General features: G+C 62.7%; 25 protein-coding genes. 13 read left to right on the top strand and 12 right to left on the bottom strand.

Annotated elements, in window-relative coordinates; all coding sequences use genetic code 11:
* The first annotated feature begins 1 nt into the window (after position 1).
* From sctW to JFU48_RS21660, 13 genes are all read left to right on the top strand, one after another.
* Complete coding sequence (gene sctW / locus JFU48_RS21720; RefSeq protein ID WP_003225051.1) at positions 2–1,111, top strand: type III secretion system gatekeeper subunit SctW; 1,110 nt, start codon at positions 2–4, stop codon at positions 1,109–1,111.
* The gene (gene sctV / locus JFU48_RS21715; protein WP_003225053.1) at positions 1,108–3,201 is read left to right on the top strand and encodes a type III secretion system export apparatus subunit SctV; all 2,094 of its coding nucleotides are present in this window, start codon (positions 1,108–1,110) and stop codon (positions 3,199–3,201) included. Before sctW ends, sctV begins: the two co-directional genes overlap by 4 nt.
* 12 nt (positions 3,202–3,213) lie before the next feature.
* Positions 3,214–4,146 (top strand): FHA domain-containing protein, encoded by a 933-nt coding sequence (locus JFU48_RS21710; protein ID WP_201137616.1) that lies wholly within the window; start codon positions 3,214–3,216, stop codon positions 4,144–4,146.
* A complete protein-coding gene (locus tag JFU48_RS21705) occupies positions 4,146–5,501 on the top strand; it encodes a FliI/YscN family ATPase (protein WP_201137615.1) in 1,356 nt (451 codons plus the stop codon). The genes JFU48_RS21710 and JFU48_RS21705 overlap by 1 nt, the downstream gene beginning before the upstream one ends.
* Positions 5,488–5,940, top strand: coding sequence for a type III secretion protein (locus JFU48_RS21700; protein WP_201137614.1), 453 nt, complete (start codon positions 5,488–5,490; stop codon positions 5,938–5,940). The genes JFU48_RS21705 and JFU48_RS21700 overlap by 14 nt, the downstream gene beginning before the upstream one ends.
* The gene (locus tag JFU48_RS21695) at positions 5,937–6,488 is read left to right on the top strand and encodes a type III secretion system HrpP C-terminal domain-containing protein (protein ID WP_201137613.1); all 552 of its coding nucleotides are present in this window, start codon (positions 5,937–5,939) and stop codon (positions 6,486–6,488) included. The genes JFU48_RS21700 and JFU48_RS21695 overlap by 4 nt, the downstream gene beginning before the upstream one ends.
* A gap of 1 nt (position 6,489) precedes the next feature.
* Positions 6,490–7,521 carry a type III secretion system cytoplasmic ring protein SctQ gene (sctQ, locus tag JFU48_RS21690; RefSeq protein ID WP_201137612.1) on the top strand — a complete coding sequence of 344 codons (1,032 nt, stop codon included), beginning with the start codon at positions 6,490–6,492 and terminating at the stop codon, positions 7,519–7,521.
* A complete protein-coding gene (sctR, locus tag JFU48_RS21685; protein ID WP_003225064.1) occupies positions 7,518–8,171 on the top strand; it encodes a type III secretion system export apparatus subunit SctR in 654 nt (217 codons plus the stop codon). The genes sctQ and sctR overlap by 4 nt, the downstream gene beginning before the upstream one ends.
* 7 nt (positions 8,172–8,178) lie before the next feature.
* Positions 8,179–8,439, top strand: a complete 261-nt coding sequence (sctS, locus tag JFU48_RS21680; protein WP_003225065.1) for a type III secretion system export apparatus subunit SctS — start codon at positions 8,179–8,181, stop codon at positions 8,437–8,439.
* 1 nt (position 8,440) lies between these two features.
* Positions 8,441–9,241, top strand: a complete 801-nt coding sequence (gene sctT, locus JFU48_RS21675; protein WP_201137611.1) for a type III secretion system export apparatus subunit SctT — start codon at positions 8,441–8,443, stop codon at positions 9,239–9,241.
* Positions 9,238–10,329: a type III secretion system export apparatus subunit SctU gene (sctU, locus tag JFU48_RS21670; protein ID WP_201137610.1), complete on the top strand. Its 1,092-nt coding sequence runs from the start codon at positions 9,238–9,240 to the stop codon at positions 10,327–10,329. Before sctT ends, sctU begins: the two co-directional genes overlap by 4 nt.
* Before the next feature lie 125 nt (positions 10,330–10,454).
* On the top strand, positions 10,455–15,416 hold the full coding sequence (locus tag JFU48_RS21665) for an AvrE-family type 3 secretion system effector (RefSeq protein WP_201137609.1): 4,962 nt from the start codon (positions 10,455–10,457) through the stop codon (positions 15,414–15,416).
* Positions 15,417–15,494: 78 nt separating this feature from the next.
* The gene (locus JFU48_RS21660; protein WP_201137608.1) at positions 15,495–16,106 is read left to right on the top strand and encodes an aspartyl/asparaginyl beta-hydroxylase domain-containing protein; all 612 of its coding nucleotides are present in this window, start codon (positions 15,495–15,497) and stop codon (positions 16,104–16,106) included.
* A 54-nt stretch (positions 16,107–16,160) separates the two neighbouring features.
* Here the strand turns inward: JFU48_RS21660 and JFU48_RS21655 are convergent, their stop codons facing one another.
* From JFU48_RS21655 to sctI, 12 genes are all read right to left on the bottom strand, one after another.
* Positions 16,161–16,478: an HrpW-specific chaperone gene (locus JFU48_RS21655; protein WP_103520945.1), complete on the bottom strand. Its 318-nt coding sequence runs from the start codon at positions 16,476–16,478 to the stop codon at positions 16,161–16,163.
* Position 16,479: 1 nt separating this feature from the next.
* Entirely contained in the window at positions 16,480–17,820 is a 1,341-nt protein-coding gene (locus tag JFU48_RS21650; RefSeq protein ID WP_201137607.1) for a pectate lyase, read from the bottom strand.
* 132 nt (positions 17,821–17,952) lie between these two features.
* Positions 17,953–18,351: a type III secretion system chaperone gene (locus JFU48_RS21645; RefSeq protein ID WP_201137606.1), complete on the bottom strand. Its 399-nt coding sequence runs from the start codon at positions 18,349–18,351 to the stop codon at positions 17,953–17,955.
* 98 nt (positions 18,352–18,449) lie between these two features.
* Positions 18,450–18,800, bottom strand: a complete 351-nt coding sequence (locus JFU48_RS21640) for a negative regulator of hrp expression HrpV (RefSeq protein WP_103483509.1) — start codon at positions 18,798–18,800, stop codon at positions 18,450–18,452.
* Positions 18,793–18,987 carry a hypothetical protein gene (locus JFU48_RS21635; RefSeq protein ID WP_146774697.1) on the bottom strand — a complete coding sequence of 65 codons (195 nt, stop codon included), beginning with the start codon at positions 18,985–18,987 and terminating at the stop codon, positions 18,793–18,795. The genes JFU48_RS21640 and JFU48_RS21635 overlap by 8 nt, the downstream gene beginning before the upstream one ends.
* A 100-nt stretch (positions 18,988–19,087) precedes the next feature.
* Positions 19,088–21,073 carry a type III secretion system outer membrane ring subunit SctC gene (gene sctC, locus JFU48_RS21630; protein WP_242486694.1) on the bottom strand — a complete coding sequence of 662 codons (1,986 nt, stop codon included), beginning with the start codon at positions 21,071–21,073 and terminating at the stop codon, positions 19,088–19,090.
* A gap of 13 nt (positions 21,074–21,086) precedes the next feature.
* Positions 21,087–21,497: a type III secretion system chaperone gene (locus JFU48_RS21625; protein ID WP_003225083.1), complete on the bottom strand. Its 411-nt coding sequence runs from the start codon at positions 21,495–21,497 to the stop codon at positions 21,087–21,089.
* Entirely contained in the window at positions 21,484–21,705 is a 222-nt protein-coding gene (locus JFU48_RS21620) for an HPr kinase (RefSeq protein ID WP_003225084.1), read from the bottom strand. The genes JFU48_RS21625 and JFU48_RS21620 overlap by 14 nt, the downstream gene beginning before the upstream one ends.
* Before the next feature lie 63 nt (positions 21,706–21,768).
* Positions 21,769–22,374: a type III secretion system stator protein SctL gene (gene sctL, locus JFU48_RS21615; protein WP_201137604.1), complete on the bottom strand. Its 606-nt coding sequence runs from the start codon at positions 22,372–22,374 to the stop codon at positions 21,769–21,771.
* Complete coding sequence (locus tag JFU48_RS21610; protein WP_201137603.1) at positions 22,343–22,972, bottom strand: hypothetical protein; 630 nt, start codon at positions 22,970–22,972, stop codon at positions 22,343–22,345. The genes sctL and JFU48_RS21610 overlap by 32 nt, the downstream gene beginning before the upstream one ends.
* On the bottom strand, positions 22,969–23,763 hold the full coding sequence (sctJ, locus tag JFU48_RS21605) for a type III secretion system inner membrane ring lipoprotein SctJ (protein WP_103483513.1): 795 nt from the start codon (positions 23,761–23,763) through the stop codon (positions 22,969–22,971). Before sctJ ends, JFU48_RS21610 begins: the two co-directional genes overlap by 4 nt.
* Before the next feature lie 9 nt (positions 23,764–23,772).
* A complete protein-coding gene (sctI, locus tag JFU48_RS21600; protein WP_201137602.1) occupies positions 23,773–24,129 on the bottom strand; it encodes a type III secretion system inner rod subunit SctI in 357 nt (118 codons plus the stop codon).
* Between the last annotated feature and the right edge of the window lie 32 nt (positions 24,130–24,161).

Here is a 24,161-nt window from a genome sequence, read left to right as displayed (position 1 = left end):
CATGAAAATTTCCAACTACAACGATGCCCTGCCACTGGACTTGCTGCCGCGTCCGCTGTTTGGCACCGAAGCCACTGCGGCCACGGCGAAGAACCCGCTGATCGACTCCATGGAAGAGGTGGCTCTGAAGTTCAGCGAAAGCATCGAGCGCCACAGCAAGAGCCTCGACGAACGCCACATCAGCGATGCTTCCCGAGGGCAGCGCGTGGAGCGCATCGAGAAGCTCGTCGAGCTCTATCGCCTGCTTGATCACGGCGACCAGCCGAGCCTCGAACAACAGGCGCGGCGCATGCAGCAGCAACTGCAACAGCAGCCCTCACTGCAGGCGGCGCTGAGCGTCGCGGACAACGATCCGGCGCGCACCGACATTCTGCTGCAACAGGCGATGCGCCTGTCATTGGCTGAAGGTCTGGACGGCGAGGCGCAGAACACGCGCGAGCTGATCGACGAATTGCGTCTGGTGCACGGTGACAAAATCCGAGCGGGCTTCAATACCGCCAGCGCCATCGCCCTGTTCAGCCGCGACCCGCAGCAACGGGCGGCGATGCGTCAGCTCTACTACAAAGCCATCGTCGGCCAGCAACCCTTGGCCAGCCTGCTCGAAGCCCTGCTCGAACACTTCAGTGAAGAGCAATTCGCCCGCGGCCTGCGCACCTTGCAACGGGCGCTGGCGGACGACATCGCCGCCCTTTCGCCCTCGTTGCCCGGTAACGTTCTCGGCTCGATGTTGCGCGGCTTGGGCTCCTGCGGGCAGCTCAACAATCTGATCAAGGCTTGCCACGACCTGTTGCAGCGTTTGAGCCAGAAACAACGCCGCGAAAGCATGACGCCGCTGGCCATGAGCAAACGGCTGCTGCGCTTTTGTGCCAACGGTTTCTTCGCCCGCGACCTGACGCTGCTCAGCGATGACACTCTGGACAACGCTCCGCACTTGCAGCCGCTGTATTTCAACGGCCTCTATCCACTGCTGCAAAACCTGCCGCTGGTGTTGTGGAAAGACCTGAAGACCCGGCAAAACGGCCTGCGCCTGTTGCATAACCTGATGGAGCAACTGGCCCGGCAAGAACGCCAGGCCATGGGGCTGGTCGAGCCGGGGCGAGGTCTGCAATGAATCGCCTGATCCACGCCCTCAACCGCCTGGCGCTGGCGGTGATGCGCCGCACCGAAATCGTCGGCGCCGTGATGGTCATGGCCATCGTGTTCATGATGATCCTGCCACTGCCCACCGCATTGGTCGACGTGCTGATTGCGCTGAACATCTGCATCTCTTCGCTGCTGATCGTGCTGGCCATGTACCTGCCGCGACCGCTGGCGTTCTCGACGTTTCCGGCGGTGCTATTGCTGACCACCATGTTTCGGCTGTCGCTGTCGATCGCCACCACCCGCCTGATCCTGCTGCAACAGGATGCGGGGCACATCGTCGAAGCCTTCGGCAGTTTCGTGGTGGGCGGCAATCTGGCGGTGGGTCTGGTGATTTTCCTGATCCTGACCATCGTCAACTTTCTGGTGATCACCAAGGGCTCGGAACGGGTGGCCGAAGTCGCCGCGCGCTTCACCCTGGATGCCATGCCCGGCAAACAGATGTCGATCGACAGCGACCTGCGCGCCAACCTGATCAACGTGCGTGAAGCCCGTCAGCGGCGCGAGCAACTGTCCAAGGAAAGTCAGTTGTTCGGCGCCATGGACGGTGCGATGAAATTCGTCAAAGGTGACGCCATCGCCGGTCTGGTGATCGTCTTTATCAACCTGATCGGCGGCTTCTCCATCGGCGTGCTGCAAAACGGCATGCAGGCCTCCGACGCCATGCACCTGTACTCGGTGCTGACCATCGGCGACGGCCTGATCGCGCAGATTCCCGCGCTGCTGATTTCCCTGACTGCCGGCATGATCATCACCCGGGTGGCGCCGGACAGTCAGGCCGGCGACGCCAACATCGGCCATGAAATCGCCGAACAATTGACCAGTCAGCCCAAGGCCTGGGTGTTTTCCTCGATCGGCATGCTCGGCTTTGCCGCGATCCCCGGCATGCCCAGTCTGGTGTTCATCAGCATCAGCCTGATTTGCCTGTTCAGTGGCCTGATTCAGCTGTGGCGCATTCGCCAGAAGCAGATTCTCCAGGATCACGACGGCGCCACCCGCAATGGCGCGCCCGAACTCAATGGCCGCGAAGACATCCGCCGCTTCAATCCGTCCCGCGCCTATTTGTTGCAGTTCCATCCCGCCCACAAAGGCAGTGCGGCGCTGGAGCGTTTGCTGCACGGCATTCGCCAGCGACGTAACACCCTGGTGCACCGTTTCGGCCTGACCTTGCCTTCGTTCGATCTGGAGTTCAGCGAGGATTGCGCCGAAGACGAATTTCGATTCTGCGTCTACGAAGTGCCGCTGATTCGCGCCACCTGGAGTGAAACCCTGCAAGCCGTGCATCTGCGCCAGTGCGGGGAGCTGCACGACGGCGAGCCGGGGCGCGCGGAGCGTGATGAGAGTGAATGGGTGTGGTTTGCCCCCGACCATGCGCTGTTGCGCATGAGCAGTGTCGAGCCGGTCAGTGCCGAGGAGCTGATCCTCGAACGCATGAGCCGCGCCTTCCAGGCCACTGGCCCGCAGTTCATTGGCCTGCAGGAAAGCAAGGCGATCCTCGGCTGGCTCGAAAGCGAACAGCCGGAGCTGGCGCAGGAGCTGCAACGTACCCTGCCCCTGGCGCGTTTCGCCGCCGTGCTGCAACGGCTGTCCGCCGAGCTGGTGTCGCTGCGCTCGGTGCGGCCGATTGCCGAGACGCTGATCGAACAAGGGCAACACGAACGCGACCTGAACGCCCTCACCGATTACGTGCGCATCGCCCTCAAGGCACAAATCTGCCACCAGCACACAGAACAAGGTGCGCTCAATGCGTGGCTGATCACCCCGGAAACCGAAGTGCTGCTGCGCGACGCCCTGCGCCAGAGCCAGAACGAAGCCTGGTTTGCCCTCGAACCGGAACTGGGCAATGCCCTGCTCGAACAACTGCGCCACGCTTTCCCGCTGCGCTCGCGACCGGCGCCGGTGCTGCTGGTGGCGCAGGACCTGCGCAGCCCGTTGCACGGTTTACTCAGGGATGAATTCAACCATGTTCCGGTGCTGTCCTTTGCCGAGTTGCTGTCCTCGGTGCAGGTACAGGTGCTGGGACGCCTCGATCTGCAAGAAGCCCATGCCTTGATGGCCTGACGGAGTGATGCGATGAAACCCGAGATGATGTATGAGCTGCGCGTGCTCACCGGTTTGCACCGGGGGGCGGCGCTGCCGTTGAGCGGTGGCGAATGGTGCATCGGTTCGGCCCAGAGCGCCGACCTGGCGTTGTACGACCCCGGCATCAAGGATCGCCACTGCCTGCTGCGGCTGGTCGACGACACCTGGTCGCTGGCCCGCAAGGACGGCCCGGTCACCGACAGCGAGGGGCACAAGGTCGATGCCATCGCCACCCTGCAACCGGGCACGCCGTTTGCCCTCAATGGTGTCTGGTTGTCGGTGGTCAGTGCCAACACCGAATGGCCCGCCGAGGACGAGCCTGAAGATCAGCCGCCGGCATCGACAGAAACCCCATTGCCGCCCATGAATGCGGAGCGCGACGCTGACATAGCCGCCCCGACACGCTCGCGTTCGCTGCTCGGCCCATTGCTGCTGCTGGGTGCGCTGTTGCTGTTTCTCGCCACATTGATCTGGGGCATCAACATCCCGGCGCAACCACCGACGCCGCTGCCAGTGCCGGGCCGAACCGCGCTCAAGGATGCCGCCGAAGTCCGTCAGGTTCTGCAAGACATGCTCAAGGAACGTGAGTTGCAGAGCCGGATCAGCCTCGTCGAGCAACCGGGCAAGATCCTGCTCAAAGGCCGTTTCGACGAGGACGATCTGCTGCAATCGACCGAACGCATGCTGCTGCGTTTCGAGCAGCAGTATCGCAGCCCGTTGCAGGTGCTCAGCGACCTGCCCGAAGCCACCCCGCTGCTGCCGTTCAGCATTGTCCAGATCAGTCTGGCGCGCTTGCCCAACGTGTTGACCAGCGATGGCCGGCGCTTGTTTCTCGGCGACGAAGTGGCTGGCGTGCGGCTGGTCGGCATCAGCGAACATCAAGTGGTGTTCGAAGGTGATCGGCGCATTGAGGTGAGCTGGTGATGCAGGATGCCATCGCACAGTTGCAGCAATGGTGCGGGCAACATCGGCAACGGATCGAACACTGCGCACCGGTAGCGATCCACGGGCGCATCACCGGGGTCAGCGGCATTTTGCTGCACAGCCGCATGCCCCGGGCGCGGATCGGCGATCTGTGCCAGATCCTGCGTGCCGACGGCAGCGAGGTGATGGCCGAAATCGTCGGGTTCGACCGTGAACACACGTTGCTGGCGGCCCTCGGCGCGCTGGACGGGATAGCCATTGGCGCGCGAGTCACACCACTGTTCCAGCCGCACAGTCTGCTGGTCGGCGATCACCTTTTAGGCTGCGTGCTCGACGGCTTTGGCCGCGCGCTCAACGGCGAAGGCCCGCAGGCGTTTGCCGAGGCCGGGGCGATTGGCGCGCTGCCGGTGATTCGCGATGCCCCCGCCGCCAGCGAGCGCCCGCGAATCGAAGCACCGCTGGCCACCGGGCTGCGCGCCATCGATGGTCTGCTGACGCTGGGTGAAGGCCAGCGGGTGGGGATATTCGCCGGCGCCGGCTGCGGCAAGACCACCCTGCTCGCCGAACTGGCACGCAATACCCCGTGTCAGGCCATCGTGTTTGGCTTGATCGGCGAGCGCGGACGCGAGCTGCGTGAGTTTCTCGACCATGAACTGGATGCCGAACTGCGCAGCCGCACCGTGCTGGTCTGCGCCACCTCCGACCGCAGCAGCATGGAGCGCGCCCGCGCTGCGTTCACCGCCACGGCGATTGCCGAGGGCTTCCGCCAGCAGGGCAAATCGACGCTGCTGATCATTGACTCGCTGACCCGCTTTGCCCGTGCCCAGCGCGAGATCGGTCTGGCCAGCGGTGAGCCGGCCGGGCGCGGTGGCTTGCCGCCGTCGGTCTACAGCCTGTTGCCGCGTCTGGTGGAACGCGCCGGGCGCACCCACGACGGCGTCATCACCGCGCTGTATTCGGTGCTGATCGAACAGGACTCGATGAACGATCCGGTCGCCGACGAGGTGCGCTCGCTGCTCGACGGCCACATCGTGCTGTCCCGGCGCCTGGCCGAACGCGGGCATTACCCGGCAGTGGACGTTCTCGCCAGCCTGAGCCGGACAATGAGCAATGTGGTGGGAACCGAACAGCAACACGGGGCCACACAGTTGCGCCGACTGATGGCTGCTTATCAGCAAGTGGAAATGCTCATCAAGCTCGGCGAGTACCAGCCTGGCAACGACCCGCTGACCGATTGCGCCGTGGACGCTCGCGCCCGCATCGAGGCCTTCCTCCAGCAATCGCTGCGCGAGCCGGTGACGCTCGATGAAACCCTGGATCACCTTCTGCAGGTAACCGCCCATGCTCCAGTCTGATTCCGATTACCAGACCCCGGCCAATGCCGACCTGACACCGACGCTCGATCTACTACTGCCGATCCGCCGCCACCGTTTGACCATGGCCGAACAAGCCTGGCAACGCCAACGCTCGGTGCTCAGCGCCTTGCACGGCCGGCTCGAACAATTGGCCGGTGAGCTGCGCGAGCTACGTGACCAACACCAGCAAGGTCGCATTGACCAACGCGACGCCCACGTCAATCGGCGTCTGCTGCTCACCGAGATGAACCAGTGGCTGGTCGGCGAACAGCAGGCTCTGCGCAAAATCGAGCGGGTCGAGCAAAGCTATCAGGCCTTGCAGGACGAACATCGGCAACAGCAGCAATGGACGGAGGACAGCGAGCAGCAATTGCGGCGGCGCCAGCGCGATGTGGAGAAACTCGACTATTTGCGCGACCTTGCAAGGGATGCCTCATGAATCCGCGCCACGCCACACTCAAACCGCCACCGCGTATGCCCGAAGCCCTGCGCCCACGTCAGGAAACCACGGCCTCGACCTGGCCCGCCAGAACCGAACGGCGCCAGGATCTGCGCGGTGAAATTCGTGACGAGAGCGAGCATTTCGAACACTTGCTGGACACCCTGGGCAACCTCGACCGAGGCCTGCTGGCCGACTTTGGCGGAGCCGGTTTTCAGGAGCCGCAGCAGCAGAATTCCGGTTCCTCCGCAGACAGTGCGGCGGCACCGGAGCAGCGCGACATCGATTGGTGGCAAGCACTGCTGGAACGTCTGGAGCAGCATCTGGATGATCCGCAACCCGGCGTACTCGAAGCGCATCTGGAGCTGCCCAACCTTGGCCCGGTCAAGGTCAATGTCATCCACCACGGCGCGGCGCTGGAAATCGCCGTGCACATGGCTCCGGATGCGTGGCGCCAGGTCGAACCGCTGCAACAGACCAGCGCGGCGTGGCTTGCCCGGCAATTGGGACGCGCGGTGCGCCTGCGGTTGCACCGGGAGGGCATTTGACATGACCGTGCAAGCGTTGCGCCTGCGCAACCTGTCGTCGGCCGAAGCCCAGGTGCGCGAGCGCCTGGGCGCGGGCCTGTGCCTGAACCTGACGCAACCGGCGCCCACGTCCCTTCATCTACGGCTGGCCCCGACCGCCTTCAATAGCGAGCCCGCCACAGCGCTCGAATCAGTTTGCGGCCGGTTCTGGCTGGACAACGCAGAACCACTGCTGAGTGCGATCTCCGCATGCCCGGCGATCCTTGCCGACCCACTGACTGCCAGCACGCAATGCTCCTGGTACTGGCCGCTGTACAACCAGTATCTGGCCCCTGAACTGCAGGCGATATGGAGCCCGTTGCAAACGGTCATTGCACCGCCCGTGCCGGGGCTGGACTGTCTGCTGGAGCTGCGCGGCGCGACGCTGGGCACCCACACCAGCCGTCTGCGAATCAGCGCCGAGACCTTGCTGCGCTGGCTCGAAAACGCGGCCTGGCAAAGCAATGCCGGCAACGATAACGAGCCGATCTGGCCCGTGCATATCCCGTTGCTGCTGGGACATTGCAGCCTGAGTCGCGGCGAATTACTCGGCCTGCAACCGGGTGATGTTCTGCTTATCCACCAGGCCCTGTTCAGCGCCGACGGCCAGGGCAGCCTGCAGATCGGCGCCTGCCGTCTGCACCTGCGTCAATTGCCGGGCACTGCCCTGCACTTCACCCTTACCGAACTGGAAGACCTGACGATGAATGCCTCTCTGGATCACTTCGCCCTCGCCGATCAACCCGTGCCCAGCGAGGTACAGCCCTCAGCGCCGGGTGCAGAATCCACGCGCTTTGACGACCTGCCGCTGGCCCTGACCTTGCGTGCCGGCAGCCTCCACTTGAGCCTCGGCCAGTTGCGTAATCTGGGGGTCGGCTCGGTGCTGCGATTCAACGGCTGCACCCCGGGGGAAGCCACGTTATGTCACGGCGAGCGGGTGCTGGCGCAGGGCGAACTGGTCGACATCGAAGGCCGTCTGGGCTTGCAGATCACCCGGCTGGAGCCGCGCCTGTGAATGTGCAGGATGTCGACCCGCTGACCCTCGCCCTGTTCCTCGGCGCCCTGTCGCTGGTGCCGCTGCTGATGATGATTTGCACCGCGTTCCTGAAGATTTCCATGGTGCTGCTGATTACCCGCAACGCCATCGGTGTGCAGCAGGCACCGCCGAACATGGCGCTGTACGGCATCGCGCTGGCGGCGACGCTGTTCATCATGGCGCCGGTGTTCAACGACATGGGCCAGCGCTTCCGGCAGTTGCCGCAACGCATGGACAACTTCAGCGCCATGCAAAGCGCCGGCACCCAGGTGCTGGAGCCGTTGCGCCTGTTCATGTCGCGCAATGTCGATCCGGACATCCAGACCCATCTGCTGGAAAACACTCAGCGCATGTGGCCGGCGCCGATGGCGGCCAAGGCCAGCCGCGACGACCTGCTGCTGATTGTCCCGGCGTTCGTGCTCTCGGAATTGCAGGCCGGGTTCCAGATCGGTTTTCTGATCTACGTGCCCTTCATCGTGATCGACCTGATCGTCTCCAACATCCTGCTCGCGCTGGGCATGCAAATGGTGGCGCCGATGACCATTTCCCTGCCGTTGAAGATCCTGCTGTTCGTGCTGGTCGATGGCTGGACACGACTGCTCGATGGCCTTTTCTACAGCTACCTGTGAGGGCGCCATGGATACATTGACGCTGTTCAAGCAGGCAATGTTGCTGGTGGTAGTGCTGTCGGCGCCGCCGTTGATCGTGGCGGTGATCGTCGGCGTGCTGACCTCGTTGCTGCAAGCGGTCATGCAGTTGCAGGACCAGACCCTGCCGTTCGCGATCAAACTGGTCGCCGTGGGCATCGCTCTGGCGTTGACCGGGCGCTGGATTGGCGTCGAGTTGATGCAATTGGCCAACCTGGCATTCAGCATGATCGCGCAGACGAGGGCCTGAAATGTTCCAGCCGGCCTTCACTGAAGTCTCCGAATCCATCCTCGCTCTGACGTTAGGCATGGCGCGCCTCTATCCCTGCCTGTTTCTGGTGCCGGCGTTCGCCTTTCGCGAGATCAAGGGCATGCTGCGCCACGCCATCGTCCTGGCGTTGGCGCTGGTGCCGATGCCAGGCATCCGCGCCAGTCTGGCCGGTCACGACCTGGGTTGGATCGACCTTGGCGGGCTGGTCTTGAAAGAGAGCCTGATCGGCCTGCTGCTGGGCCTGCTGCTGGCGATGCCGTTCTGGATGTTTGAGTCCATCGGCTGCCTGTTCGACAACCAGCGCGGTGCGCTGATCGGCGGCCAGATCAACCCGGCATTGGGCGACAACACCTCGGAACTGGGGCACATGTTCAAGCAACTGTTGATTCTGTTGCTGATCCTCGGCGGCGGTTATGCCGCGCTGACGCAGGTGATCTGGGACAGCTACGCGGTGTGGCCGGCCAATCACTGGCTGCCAATGCCCGCTACGGATGGCTGGGATCTTTACCTGAAACTGCTCGCCAGCACCTTTCGCTGCATGGTGCTGTACGCCGCGCCGCTGGTGGGCTTGTTGTTGCTGATCGAGTTCGGCATGGCGATTCTCAGCCTGTACAGCCCCCAGTTGCAGGTGTCGACGCTGGCGATGCCGGCAAAAAGCCTGGTCGGTCTGGGCTTTCTGGTGCTCTATCTGCCGATGCTGTGCTGGCTCGGCCAGGGCCAGTTGGCGCAGTTCGGCGACTTCAAACACCTGCTGCCCTTGCTGCTCAAGGTCACGCCATGAGCGAAAAAACCGAGCAGCCGACGCAGAAAAAACTCGCCGATGCCCGCAAGAAAGGTCAGGTAGGCCAAAGCCAGGACGTGCCCAAACTGCTGATCTTCGGCGCACTGCTCGAGCTGATCCTGGGGCTGGCCGACGGCGGCATCGCCAGGCTCAAGGCGCTGATGAACCTGCCCCTGCAGCAGATCGGCCGACCGTTCGGCGCCGGCGTCGGCGAGGTGTTGACCAAGGCCGGCTGGGACTTGCTGCTGTTCATGCTGCCAGTGCTGGGGATTGCCGTGGCCATGCGCCTGATCGGTGGCTGGGTGCAGTTCGGGCCGCTGTTCGCGCCCGAAGCGCTCAAGCTGGATTTCGAGCGGCTCAATCCACTGAATCAGTTCAAGCAGATGTTCTCTTCGCGCCAGTTGTTCAACCTGCTCAACAGCCTGTGCAAGGCGTTGCTGATCGGTGTGGTCCTGTACCTGGTGTTGCCGCCGGCGCTGGGCGATCTGATCGGTCTGGCCAGTGCCGACCTGGACACTTACTGGCAAGCCATGATCGCCCTGTTTCGCCGCCTCTCGCGTATCTGCCTGGGTTTGCTGCTGGTGCTGGCGGTGGTGGACTTCGCCCTGCAGAAGTACTTCTTCATCAAGGGTCAGCGCATGAGCCACGAAGACCTGCGCAAGGAATTCAAGCAAATGGAAGGCGACCCGCACATGAAGTCGCACCGCAAGTCACTGGCCCGGGAAATGCTCCAGCAGCCGGCCGGCGCGGCTGCGGCCAAGGCGCCGTTGGAAGAAGCCGATTTGCTGCTGGTCAACCCGACCCACTATGCCGTGGCGTTGTTCTACCGCCCGCAGCAAACCCCGCTGCCACGCATCATCGGCAAGGGCCACGATGCCGAGGCGCGGGAGCTGATCGAGCGCGCCCGGGCGGCCGGTGTGCCGGTGATTCGTTACGTGTGGCTGGCGCGCACGCTGTATCGCAGCGAAGTCGGCCAGTTCATCCCGCGTGAAACCCTGCAAGCGGTGGCTCAGGTCTATCGCCTGCTGCGTGAACTCGACGATCAGCTGCAGGAGCAGACCATTGAAATGCCCGGCACACCCTACTGAACCACCAAGGAACCATCAAGGAACCAGCTCTCGGCGCCGGCCACTCAGGGCAAAGGAATTTTTCCTGAACGCCCAAGGCGGACGTAACGACCCCGCCGTGTCAGTCCATGACCTGGAGCTCTCCCATGGAGTCATCGATTCAACGGACGGCGTCGCCGACGCTGGCGCCCCTCCCGCAGACCACCCACAACCCGCTGGGCCTGGAACAACAGCCGCAGGCACCGACCCAGCGCAGCAGTCACACCTTGAGAGATCTGGGTCGACGCCTGCTGAACCTGGTCGGCCATGTCAAACAGGACACCCAGGCGACGCCTCGCCTGTCGGCCCCCTCCTCCTCGGCCAGCAACGCCAATCCGTCGGCTGCACTGGAAAGCGAACCGCAGGCCTCGTCTTCGAGCGCCGGCAACACCGGGCAAACGCCGCGACTGAGCCGCAGCAACGCCGCGCACTTCAATGGTCAGGAAGAGCGCATTCAGCGCCGCACGCCGAGCGACGACAAGTCGCCGGAGATACATCTGGATGCCAAGGGCCAGCCGCAATTCAGTGATTTCAAACCGGCTGCGGTGGCCGATCTGCTGCACAGCACCTTGACCCGATCCGGGCAGCACTATCAGGCCAGCGCCAGTGACCGCAATGGCGAGGACCATCTGCTGCTGGAGCCCCAAGGCCATTTGCTGCACATCAAACAGACGCCGATCGCCGTGACAATGCTGCGCAGCAGCCAGCCGGCCGGCCCGCAGGAAACCGGCAAAGGTCAGTCACCGACACTGGTCCTGCAAGACCAGCAAGCACGCGTCAACACCGGCAACGCACTGGACACGATTGGCCGCGCGCATCTCGGCCATCTGACCGGAATCCATCAGGATCGCGACGGTCAGCCCTTGCGTCTGCACGAAGAAAAGCTTTACGAATTTGATCACGCCAGCCGCACCTGGAGCACGCCGCCGGGCAGCGAAGACATGCAATTCAGCCATCTGTCGAGTCAGGGCAACGGCAAGTTGTATGGACAGATCGGCGATCATCTGGTGGACCTCACCAGCCGCGATGTACCGCACGTTGAAATTCCGCAACTCAAGGCCTTTTCAGTCGGCGTCAATCAGCATGTCGCGACCCTGAGTGGCGAGCAGAGCCGTACCCTGCACCTGTTCGATCTGGCACAGGAAACCCCGGCCACCGGCGCCGGCAAGACGCTGATCCTCAATGGCGGCCTGGCCGAAGCCAGGCACATCGGACTGAGCCCTGAGCGCTTGTTCGTCAGCGACACTGAAGGTCGTCTGTACAGCGTCAAGCGTGCGGATATCGATGCCGAATCGTCGACCCTGCAACTGATGCCCGAGGAGCACTTCCACCCCGAAGGTGAACGCCTGGGTGGCAAACATCAGGTCAGCGGTTTGCTCCATAACAATCAGGGCGGTTTGCAGGTGTTGCTCAGCGATCGCGCCGGGCAGACCCACACCCATGCGCTGGACGAGCCCAATCTGCGCCTCAAGGATGGCTGGAATCTCAGTGACGCGCTGGTGCTGGACAACAAGCGCGGCCTGCCCGGCAGTGCCGCGCCAACGCCGGCGCAGACCTTCGACCTTGATCGGCTGGGCCGGGTGGGCCTGAGCGATCAGCGTGTACAGCGCTGGGACTCCACCAGTCAGGACTGGAAGGACACCGGCATCAAGGACGTCGAGCAGTTGCAGCGCGGTATCGACAGCAAAGCTTATTTGCTGCAGGACGGGCAGCTGAAAAAGCTCGATGTCAGCCCCCATTACAACACCGTCAACGTCGGCGGCAGCCACACTCTGAACCAGCCGCCGCGCTCAACCAAGGTTGCACTGGGCGAGCCGCTGGCCGGCCTTGAAGAGCGCCATATCACTGCATTCGCGATGCTCAACGATAAGCAGTTTGTCGCCCAGGACAGCAACCAGCGCCTGACCGCGCATCATCCCGACGGCACCAGCAGCGACCTCAGCCGCCTCGATCTGGAAGGCACCGTGGCCTCGCTGGCACTGGACGAAAATCACAACCTGCATGCGCTGACCACCGAAGGCAAACTGTTCACTCTGGCCAAGGATGACTGGCAGGCCAAGCCCGACCAGCCGCGCCCTGAGGCCAGCTGGAAACCCGTGCCGCTGCCGGCCGGGCAACGGCTGCAAAGTATCCGCACCGGCGATGACAATCGCTTGAACGTGACCGTCAGGGACAACCCCGAGCAACCACCCTTGCAGCTCAAGGGCCAGACCTGGCAGCCCGTGACACCGCGCCCGGCCGACCATAACGCCCTCAGCGACTTGTTCACGCGAGTGCGCGGCGGCGAGAAAACCGCAAGAATTCCCGGTACCGGCCTCACCGCACGCCTGAATGCCAACTTCATGGGCCGTGGCAACGTGGAAAACTCCAACCGTGCGCCCACCCGTGAATTCATCCGCGCCAACATTTTCAAACCGACGCTGGAAACCCCGCGGGTACTGAAAAATATCGGCAACCACATCCAGCATCACCACCACGGCCGCGAAGGTTTGCGTCCGCTGTACAAGTCGGAAGGCGAGCTGTTCAAGCGTCTGGAAATTCTCAATCACGATCAGCCCGCCGCGCCGCCGGGGCGCGATCTGAAGTCGCGGATCAGTCAGCTCGATCTTGGCCCGCAAGGCGCCGACCTGCTGCAGGATCTCGAATCTCTGCGCGGCGAGCTGGAGGACAACAGCCTGCGGGCCACCCGGCATCTGGGCCAGCAACACGGAAAGTCGAAACTGCTGCAGCAAAAGGAGGGTTTGCTGAACATTCACGGCGAACTGGCGCCGGCATCACGACGCACGCAACTGAGCATGAAACTGGAAAACCTCGGGCAAAAACTCAATATCGCCAGCTCGGGTCATGACCTGCTCAAGGAGGTGCAAGGCGCACTCAAGCAGGTTGCACCGTCAGCGGACAATCCCACCGGCGCCCTGCTCAAGACCCTGCAGGACAACGGCATGAAGCTCTCTCATCAGAAGGCCGATATTCCCCTCGGGCAACGCCGTGACGCCAGCGACAGCCAAGGACTGACCAAAGCCCGGCTGGCGCTGGACGTGGTGACGCTGAAGGACCTCGGCGACCTGCTGGGCAAGGTGGAAATGCTCCGCCCCGACGCCGACAACAGCCAGCAGCTGGCGCAGTTGAAAAAGCAATTCAGCGATTTGCGGGACAAGACCTACGGTGAACATCCGGTGAAGCAGATCACCGACATGGGTTTCACCGATCACGCCAACCTCGAAGCGTCCTACGACGGCATCAAGGCCTTCCTCAACGGGTTCAAGAAGGAAGACCACGCCACCAGCGTCAACCTGCGGGCCGCAACCGGCAGCAAGACCCAGGCGGAACTGGCGGACCAGCTCAAGTCGGCGCTCAAGCAACTCGAACACCCCGACGACGAAATTGCCCTGCAACGCAGCTACGGACTCAACCTCAGCACGCCGTTCGTGTCGCTGGCCAACAAGGGCATGGGCCCGTGGCCCAGCGGTGCGGTGGGTGGCGGGCGCAATTACAACCTCAACGCCGAGCGTGGCGACAAAGGCGTGACCGTGTACCTGCAACGTGAAGGCTCGGGGATGGCCAGCGGTGGCGTGGGTGGCGGCAAGGACTACTGGCCGGGGTTCTTCAAGGCCGGCGAAGTGGACAAGTTCACCAAGGTTGATATCGGCAATGATCGGCAACTGACCCCGGCGTTTCGCCTGGGCGTGGACGTCACCGGCACCGCCACCCGCACTCAGCGTGACGGCGTGGTGTTCACCGTGCCTGATGAAGGCATCGATCAGTTCGTCGACAACCTGTTCAACGGCAAGATGAGTCCGCTTGAAGTGATGAAAAAAGGCGTCGATCACGAAACCCAGAAAGGCCTGCGTTTCAACGTCGACGTCAATGCCAGCGCCAGCGCCGAGATGCGCGTCGCCCTTGGCATCAGCGACAAGGACAGCTCGCCGTTATCCGCCGCCGCACGGGTCGGTGTCGGCGGCACGGTCAACGTCAACCTGCTCAACTACACCAACTACTCCCTCGACCAGCACAGCAACAAGGGCGAGTTGCAGGAAAGCAGCCGCAACCGTCCGCGCGCGCTCAACAGCTTCGGCGGTTCACTGTTCGCCCGCGCCCAGCTCGCCGGCAGCAATGCCCAGCCGTCCGGCGCCTCGCAGGGCGTGGTCGCGCCACTGGGTGGCAGTGCGACCGTCAACGTCGACAACAAGACCAGCAAACGCGTCAAATTCACCTTCAAGGAAGCCGAACCGCTGACCAGTGCCAACCTGAGCAAACTCGGTGGCAGCCTCGGCGCCGCGTTCAAGGATCCGGCGTCACAACAGATACTGACGCGACTGGCCGATACCGTACATGCCGACTACGCAGGCCTCGGCCCCAAGGAAAAACTGCAAAAGCAACTGGACGGTCTGCAGCGACACTTCGCCGACAAACCGGCGGAAAACGACGAGCAATACGCAGCCCTGCGCGCGCTCAAGCGGGCCGGCGTGCAGCAACAGGCGGCGGAGGCCAGACACAGCCTGCTCGACGGCGGACGCTTTGAAAGCTCCTACACCAACCTCTCGCGTCTGGACGAGCAAGGCGTGGTGTCCAAGGTCATGAGTCTGGTCAGCCCGATGCACTCGCCGAGCAACGCTGAGCGCGTCTCCGCGTTGCTCGGCCAGGACCCGACGCTCAAGGCCCTGGTCAAGGATCTGCAAGGCACGCCGGGCACCCTGGCGCGAGTGCGCCTTGAACTCAAGGACTCGGTGCAGGACCGCATCGATGAAGGCAGCCGCCGAGGCGACCTGTCGCAGAAGGAACTGGCGGCGCTGCTCAGCGACCGCGACAACATGCGGATCAAGGCCATCACCGTGTTCCAGAGCGTCAACCAGCCCGAGAGCTTCACCTCGCCGCTGCCCTTGGTCAGCTACAGCAGCAGTGCTTCGCTCAACGTCAACAAGACGCTGGGCAAGATCAACTTCAGCTATGGCCAGGATCAGGACACCCCCAAGAGTTACTTCCTCGACGGCGAACTCTCAAGGCCTGGGGCTTCGCTCAAGGCTACGGTGGATGCCTTGAAGAAAGACGGCCTGCAACTCAAGAGCTGAACCTGCCTGCGTTTGCCGTGGCTCATGTGGCCACGGCTTTTTCCCCAAGCGATTATCCAGACTCTCCAAGGAGGCCACATGCGTCCTGCGTTTTATCCCCTCGACGATTTTCCGCCACTGGCCGAACTGGCCGCGCAATGGCCGTTGATGCAGCACGAGGTGCTGACGTTGCAAGCGCCGGTGCTCGACATCGACCGTACTGACAAGGCTCATGAACAGATTCACCACGAAGTCACCACGCACCTGCAACAGGGCGGCGACTATGGCTGGCTCAAAGGCTGGGGCGACGCCGGCGGTAACCGCGACTGGGTGCAATACCCGCTGCTGTTCCGCGATCAGGTACTGCCTCCCGCCCGGGCGGCATTGCCGCGCACGGTGGCGCTGCTCGAAACCCTGGCCGGGCTCAAGGTCGCCGCCCTCGCTCGACTGGAGCCTCACGCCTGGCTCAGCACTCACCGTCATCCCGAGGTCTGCGAGGAAGGCCTGCTGCAAATGCACCTGACCCTGGGCGCGGCCGCCGAACGCAACTACGCCTACCTGAACGTTGCCGGCGAGTTTTATCAGCATCGCTGCGGCACGGCGGTGATCTTCGACGGCTCGCAGGATCATTTTGTGGTCAATGCCAGCGATGCACCGCGCACGATCCTTTACCTGGAATTCGAGCAGGCACGCCTGCAGGCCCAGCACTGAAGCGCAATAAAAAACGGGCGCCTGTCACCAGGTGCCCGTTGTTTATGGTGGCCGTTAGCGGCGCGGCTGAGCGTTCGCTTCCTGCAAACGCTCAGCCAGCAAACGGACAATCCAGTAGGCCGTCAGCGCGGCTGCCTGCTGTAATTGATCCGTTGCGCCATGCGGCTGGAAATCCTGTTCCAGGCTGTCGATGTAACGCGGCAGGCTGAAGCGCTCGCTGCGGCGAATCGCCGGTTTTTCGAGGCTCGCCCGCAAGCTCTGACTGACCAGAGCGATGGCCTGTTCGAACGCCTGACGCTGACGGGCATCCAGCTCGCCATTGCCATGAACCAGCGCCTTCCAACTGCTCGGGATTGAAGGCTGGGCGCTCATGTCAGACCTCCTGGAACCGGGTCGACTCGGGCAGCTTGCTGTAAGCGTTCTGCACGTTTTTCAGGTCGATGTTGTGAGTGCTGATGTTCAAACCCTCGCTGTCGCTTTTGACAAAAGAGAACTTGCCGTTTTCGGCGCTGATGTTGCTCAGATTGAGGTTCCAGTTGCCCTGCTGACCACCGTTGGTGCGCATGAAGGTGCCAAAGTCCTTGGCCTTGAAGTTGTCGACATTGACGTTGGCATCGGCATTGAGCTGGAAGATCTTGTCCGCCGCGCCCTGGGCACTGCTGTTGGTGATGTTCAGGTGGGTGGTCTTGGCGCCGCCGTCCTTCACCGTCAGGGCATCTTCGCCGACATTGGTCCAGTGCACGTTATCCACGTTGACTGGCTCCTCGCCGTTTGCCTTGACGTGCACGCCATCAGCGCCGTTTTCGCCGATGATCACGTTTTTCAAAGTGGCGCCTTCAGCCAGTTCGAACAGCGGTTTCTGCGACTCGCCCTGACCACCGTCGCCCAGTGCGGCACCGGCAGTGAAGGTCTTGCCGCCGCCGTCGAACACTTCGCCCGGTCCGACCTTGATGGTGCTGTTGACCACGGTCGGGTTACTCGAAGCGGTCGGGAACGCCACCGGCGCTGCACCGCTGTTGTCCAGAACCGGTGCCCCAGCTTCCGGGTTCGGGCTGACACCAGCGTCCGGCACCGGCGCAGTGTTGCCGGTTACCGGTGCGCCGCCCTTGCTTGATGTGCCACCACCGTCGGCTCCCGGCGTGCCAAAGGTATCGGGGTGGCTGTCCATGAACTGGGCGATCATCTCCAGCAGTTCCTTGAGTCGATCGTCGCCGGACACTTGTCCGCCGCCCTCTGCAGTCGGACTGATCGCGCTGTTCAGGGAACCTTCGCCGAGGCTCTTCATCAGCGTATTGACCAGATCCTCGGGGCTCGAACCAGCGCCAGCCCCTTGCGTGCCCCCCACCCCCTTGGCCTGTGCGCCGTCACCGCCCTGAGCACCGTCGCCGCCGAGGATCTTCTCGAACAGTGCCATCAAGACCTGAGTCAGCAACTCTTTGGACGACTCGCCGCCATTGCCCTCGGTGGCGGTTTGCCCGTCCTTGCCCGACCCTTGCAGCTTCTGCAGCAAATCATCGCCGGCGCTCTGGTCGGAGGCGCCGGCCTCCTTGCCCGACGATGAGCCCAACAACATCTCGGCCAGCATGCTGGCCAGATCATGCAACCCGGAAGCACCGGACGGCGCGTTCTGGCCTGGCAGCGTGCTCTGATCCAGCGACAAACCGGCCACCGACCCACTCTGTGAAAGCCCTGAAAAAACACTGAAATCTGCCATCTGCATCGTACCCCGTTGCTGAGAGAGTCCGGATCGAGGCCGGGATGGCCTGCGATCCACCGTGCTCGCCGCAGCACTGTGCGGCGACACGCCCTCTGTGTGGCCGGCGCTGGCAGGCAGTTCCTTCGTCGATCAATTGAGCAGACGGGCCAGACTCACACGGGTTTCCCGTACCTGGGCAATAAAGCCCTGCACCAGCCCACCGAAGGTGTCTTCATCGAGTCGAGCCAGTTCACGGGAAGTACACAGGCGCACGTCGCCCTGATCCAGGGCCAGCCAGCAGCCGCGCAAAGTCGCGACATCGAAGTTCATGCTCAGCAGACGTTGCAGGTTCTCCGCCCCCGGTTGCGCAGTGCCCAGGCGACAATGCAAAACCACGGTTTCGCTGTGTTCCGGCAACTCGATGACAGCCGCTTGAAGATGGTCGCGGTCATATAACGCACAGACGCCGCGCTGAAAGGTAAGTGGCGTGCCCAATTGGCTGGCCAACTGGGCAATTAAACGCTGGATGATGGACTCGGAGTTCGCCATTGATTTTCCTGTAGTTGATTTCGCCGGACAGCTGCCGGTACGAAACATGAGTGGAAAAACAACGACGAGGAGTTCCGTTCAGAACAAACATTGCGAAATCAGTGTTTCAACCCGGCCAGCGACAAGAGTTGAGCAAGTAACGCCTGTAGTTGTTCTCCTTGATATTCATTGTTGAGTTCATGCCAGACCACGAAAGTGTGCTGGCTATCCAGGCAAATGTAGTAACCGTCGTAGGATTCAACATTTTCGAAACGCCGTTTAAGCGCGTCCGAAAACAAATCGGGACGTTGTGCCTGACGCTGGATATTCAGCGCCAGCCCCCAGCCCAGACTCTCCTTGCGACACACGAACTCAATGCCCGGAGCCCATTGCCAGGCACTGGCCCGCTTCTCGCCGATACGCGCAAGAAAATCCTGTTGATCGGTACTTTGCAAAATCGTTTCAGTCATTCAGAGACACCGTACTGTATTCGCCGCCGCCATCCCGTAGTGCGGGAGACCACCAGACATTCAACTCGGCATTATTGGCGCCAAGTTGCTGACAATCACCTGAACCACATGAAGCTTCTGGAATTAAAGTACAAGCGCTCAACAAAAGCAGACTCGCTGCCACAATAATGGCCTGGTACAACTTCATCTCGTCACCTTCCTTGTCGGACGCTACATCCTTTTCCGGCCACCCATTGGGCAGGACGGCGAAAAAACGATGCAGGTCTCGTTATTTTTTATAACCCCCATCACTGTGGGGGCAACATCGATATCCGTGCCGGTGTTGCCGCAGGCGTTGCAGTCGCCGTCGGTCGTAAAGCCACGAAAATCTCAGTTGATTCACCAGGTTGCAACAGGAACTTGGGCGCAACTGTTACGGCCAATGTCTGTGATCCTGAACAAGCTGCCGGGTCAATGCGCTGCGGTGTGGCACTGGTGTTTTTCACCACGCCGACCGCCACCCGATAATCCGTTGCGTTGAACCACTGCATCCGCTGCCGATCCAGCGTGAGCGTCGCTGGCACTTTACACAGGTCGCCCAAGGCCGCACCAGATGATGACTGTTTGATATCACCCGGGATAGCGCCCTTGACCAGACCGGCAAAAGTCGCGGCTATCGCTGCACGCAAAATCGCAGGTTTTCCCGGTTCACGGCCGGACGCCAGCGCCCGGTCGAGTTGCCCGCGGTTTTCGCTGGCCACATAGCGCGCCGGGTCCACCTGGTCGCCAATCAGGCGTGGCGTCAGGATGAACAAGCGCTCGCGCCGCGACGTCTGGCGCTTGTTGGAGGAAAACAGTGGCCCCAGCAACGGAATCTGTCCGAGCACCGGAACCTGTTGCTGCTGGTCGCCACGCTCATCGACGTGGAAACCACCGATCACCAGCGAACGGTTTTCGGCGATCACCGCTTGAGTGCTCACCGTGCCGCGTTTGACGGTCGGCGTCTGTTGGTCGCGAACCTGCTCCAGCTGGCCATCTTCGATATCGACGATCAACTGAAAACGATTGTCGCCACCGCCGGCAATGGTGCGCGGAATCACTTGCAGGCTGGTGCCGGCCGTAACCGGTTCAATCGTCGCTACGCGCTCGCCGGTGGCGGTGATGTACTGCGTGCGGCTGAAGTCGATCACTGCCGGCTGATTTTCCAGGGTCAGCACCGAGGGACGGGCGATCACCGAGGCCACGCCCTGCCCCTCCAGTGCCTGAATCTCGGCGAAGAATCGGTCGAAATCGCGTATGAACAAGGTCGACGAGCCACTGCCGAGCAGCGAGCTACCCGCCGTGACGCTGCCAGCACGGGCCGACCAGCGCGACTCCAAGGTGGTCAACTGGCTGCGGTCGATATCAAGGATGATCGCGTCGATCTCCACCAGTTTGCTCGGCAAATCCAGCTGCTCGATCAGTTGCTGGTATTGCCCGCGCTTGTCCGGGTTGTCGTAAATCAGCACGGCGTTGTTGCGCACATCAGCGGCAACGCGCCGCTGTCCACTGGCGTTGGACTTGACCTCGGCACGGCCGCTGACCCGCTCCGTGGCCAAACGCACGATCTTGCCCCGGGCAGTATCAGCCATGCTCTGCAGCGCATTGATATTGGCCTTGGGGTCCAGCGCTGAAGGCGTCGTGGAGCGCTGGTTTTCCAGCAGCCCTTCGAGAATCGCCGCCACGCCGGGAATGCTCACGGTTTGCTCGCGGTACTGAATCTGCCGGTCGGCGACGGCCGCAAAACGCAGAGGAAACATCATCACCTGCTGCTTCTCGTCAGGCTTGACCTTCTCCTTGCTGAAGCTGCGGATCAGCTCGACATAACGCGCCGGCCCGCTGACCAGCACCACACCTTCATCGGGCAATTCGCCCCAGCCGAAACGCTTGTCCAGCAGGCCGATATCGGTCAGCGCCTGTTTCAGATCCGGCGCGGCATCGGCCGACACTTCGAGACGCTGCGCAACCTGGGCCGATTGGGGGCTGATGTACAACTTGCCGTTGTAGACGAACCACTGAAACTGGTGTTCCAGCGCCAGTCGATCGAGAAATTCCACGGCATTGGTCGCGCGCAATTTGACGTCGAGCATACCGCTGACACCGGTCACACTCAGGCCGACCCCAAAGGCATTGGCGAAATCCCTGAGCACGGTGTCCAGCGGAGTTTGTGTGGCTTCGTAGGCGTAGGCCGATTGCCCCCAGTCAGCGGGAACCGCAGCCAGGGTCGGCAACGACAGTGCCAGTAGCAGGGACATCCCGCACAAATGCTTAAACATAACGGTGCCCCAAAGGTAGAGCGTGATGCCGAGGGCGCACCGGTGCCGGGGTATGGGCCAGCATCGCTTCCCAGACTTCACGCTGATTGGCCAAGGCTTCCAGCGCGGCGATGATCGGGCTGACTCCGTCGAATGGCAGATAGCGCACCAGACACAGACGCCGCTCCTGCGGGTCCAGCGCCAGGGCGGCGCTGAAGCGTCCGAGACTGGGGCCGGACAAACGCAGAGCCGCTTCAAGGTCGGCGTCGCCACCGCGCCAGGCGACACTCAATCCGGCACAACACAGCACTCCGGCGGGTCGCCGTTGCAGGCGCACCGATTGCTGATCGATCAGCAGCGTCAGCTCGCCCTCACCACTGTCCAGCCAGCGTTGCACGGTGACGCTCAGCTCAGCGGATTTCATTGATGATTGCCTTGGCCAGGTTGTGCTTGACGACAATTTCCTGATTGGCCGCCCAACTGGCGGTGGAGGACTGGCGGATCGCCGAGTTGAACGCGTGCCAGTCATCCGGGGAAAACGCATCCAGTGACAAAGCCGCGGAATCCAGATCCTTTTGCGTGTGTTCGAAGGTGTTGTCGAGACGGCGGCGCAGTGCATCAGAAGACAGCATGGTGAGACTCCAGGTCCGAAAACTGCCCACTGAGTGGTCAGCCTTCGAGTTTGGTTCCATGCGTTATCGCACTGATTGCGCCGGGACTTGCGGCAATGGCCAGACCTGGGCGACCAGGGCGCCCCACGACAGGCTGAAATCCCCCAGCGCCGTTCTCAGGCACAGGCTGTCCGGCGGCAGTTGCGGGTCGGCGCGGACACTCCACAGCGCTTGCGTCGTCTGCAACTGGTGGCTGACGGCATCCAGCTCTGCAGGATGACAGTGCAGCACGCCAGCTTCATCCGAGGGCTGAGCTGCGGCGAGCTGGCGCAACAGCGCCTTGATACGCTCCGGTTGCACCGTTTCGCCCAACAGACACTGCATGGCCTCGCTGACCAATGTTTCGGCACTGGCGATAATGTCCGTCCACATCTGTTGCCGCTGCTGCTGCCATTCGTTGAGCAGCGCGTCCGCCTGACGCCAGACCTCGGCCCGTGCCTGCTCACGGGCCTCGTCGGCCAGTTGCGCCGACTGCCGGCGTGCCTGAGCGAGGATGCTTTCGGCATTGCTGCGGGCAGCCTCCAGCAGCTGACTGGCCAACAGATTTTGTTCGAGGATTTCACGGCGCAGAACCGGGCCGTCGGGTAACGCCTGAGGATCACTGAACGTCAGACAGCGGCGAGTCAACATGGGGCGTTCCTTGTTCATTCGGGACAGTAAGGGCGTACCAACTGACGGCCTGCCACAGGCTCGTCAGGCGTTGCCCCGGCAGCGAAGCGAAACTCACACGTTCGGCATCGACCACGCGCGAACGGGCAAATGTCAGACGCAAGCGAGACCAGACCGACTCCCCCACCCACGCCCGCAACAGGCGCAGGCCGCGAATCTCGGCAGTGTCGGCCAACGCTGTCGGCGGCAACCAGTTTCCCGGTTGCAGCGCCTTGCCCAGACGTCGACACCAGATCAGCTCGGGCTGGCTCAAGCCCGGTGGTTGCGGGGTCTGGCTGCCCGCGCAGACCGTTGCCACCAGGTTCAACACCCGCCGCCATTGCTCACGATCCAGGCTGAGCAACGGCAACAGAACGGGGTTGGGTGTGGCGGGCCACTCGGCGCTCATGCCCAGATGCGCATCCAGCCACGGCCCCGAATGACTGCGTAAAAACGCCAGGCAGTGTGCTGCAACGTTCTGCTCGCCCAAAGCCCAATCAGCCTCGGCTTGCCGTGCGCCCTGCACCCACCAGCGCACCCAGGCCAGCGCTTGCTCCGGAGAAACCGCCGGCACACTCATCGCGGATCGGACGGCGTCGGTCTGGCCCCGCCTACCGCTTTGCCCAGGCGCTGACGCCATTGCGGGTTGAGCACCAGCAATCCGCCCGCCAGCAATAACGCCGCCAGCACACACAGCCCGGCAAGCCACTGCCAGAACTGCCAGCGTTCCTGAGTCATGCGCAGCGGGCCGATACTCACCTGTTCCTCGGCCTCCTGATAGCTCTGGGCGGGCACGAAGATCACCGCGAGTTTCTTGTCATCGGCGCCGCTGATTCCCGGAATGCTGCTGGCAACCATGCGCCGGATGCGTGGCAGTACACTGTCCGGGTCGAGTTCCGCGCGGTGTTTGATGAACACCGCTGCCGACGCCGGTTGCACCGGTTCGCCCGGCGCCACCCGTTCCGGCAGCACCACGTGAACCCGGGCCACCACCACACCGTCGATCTGCGACAGGGTCTGCTCCAGCTCCTGGGACAAGGCATAGAGGTACCGCGCGCGCTCTTCCAGCGGCGAGGAAATCACCCCTTCCTTGCGAAACACTTCACCCAGGCTGGAGCGCGAGCGGCGCGGCAACCCCACGGCTTCGAGCGCCCGCACCGCCCGGGAAATGTCACGGGTCGCCACCAGCACCGCGACACCGTTCTTGTCCAGCCGCTTCTGCGCATCGATGTGCTTGCCGGCCAGTTCCGCCAGCACTTCGTTGGCGTCCTGTTCGGAGAGGTCGCGATGCAGTTCCATACGCTCGCCACAACCGCACAGCAGCAGGATCATCAGCGCCGGCACAAGCCGCCTGAATGCCTTGAAATGCATGGTCTGGCCTTATTGAAGACTGGTGAGTTTTTCTACGCTCTGAGCAGCCTTGCTCACCAGTTTGGCGCTGAGCAGGCTCTCCAGATAAAACGAGGACAAGGACCGGTTGGCCTGCAACGCCTGCTGCGGATCGGTGGAGCGCGATGCTCGCTGCAAGTCTCGATCGGCCTTATCGGCATCCTTTTGCAGGGCCGTCGAAGCCCGGGCGATCGGCGAATCTGCCGCCTCCTCGCGCGGTGGCCGGGCAGCGGCCTGCTGCATCTGTGAGTTAAACCAGGCAATGTCCGCCTCGGCAGGCGGCCTGAGCGGCAGCCCTTCGGTAACGGATAGACCCGAGTGGTTAACTGTTACCCCTGTAATCGCCATTCACGCTCTCCTGCCGGGACGAAGGTTTACAA

Source organism: Pseudomonas sp. TH49, assembly GCF_016650625.1.
Lineage (GTDB): Bacteria > Pseudomonadota > Gammaproteobacteria > Pseudomonadales > Pseudomonadaceae > Aquipseudomonas > Aquipseudomonas fluorescens_H.
The sequence above is the reverse complement of the archived record's forward strand: the minus strand, read 5'-3'. Positions and strand labels throughout refer to the sequence as shown.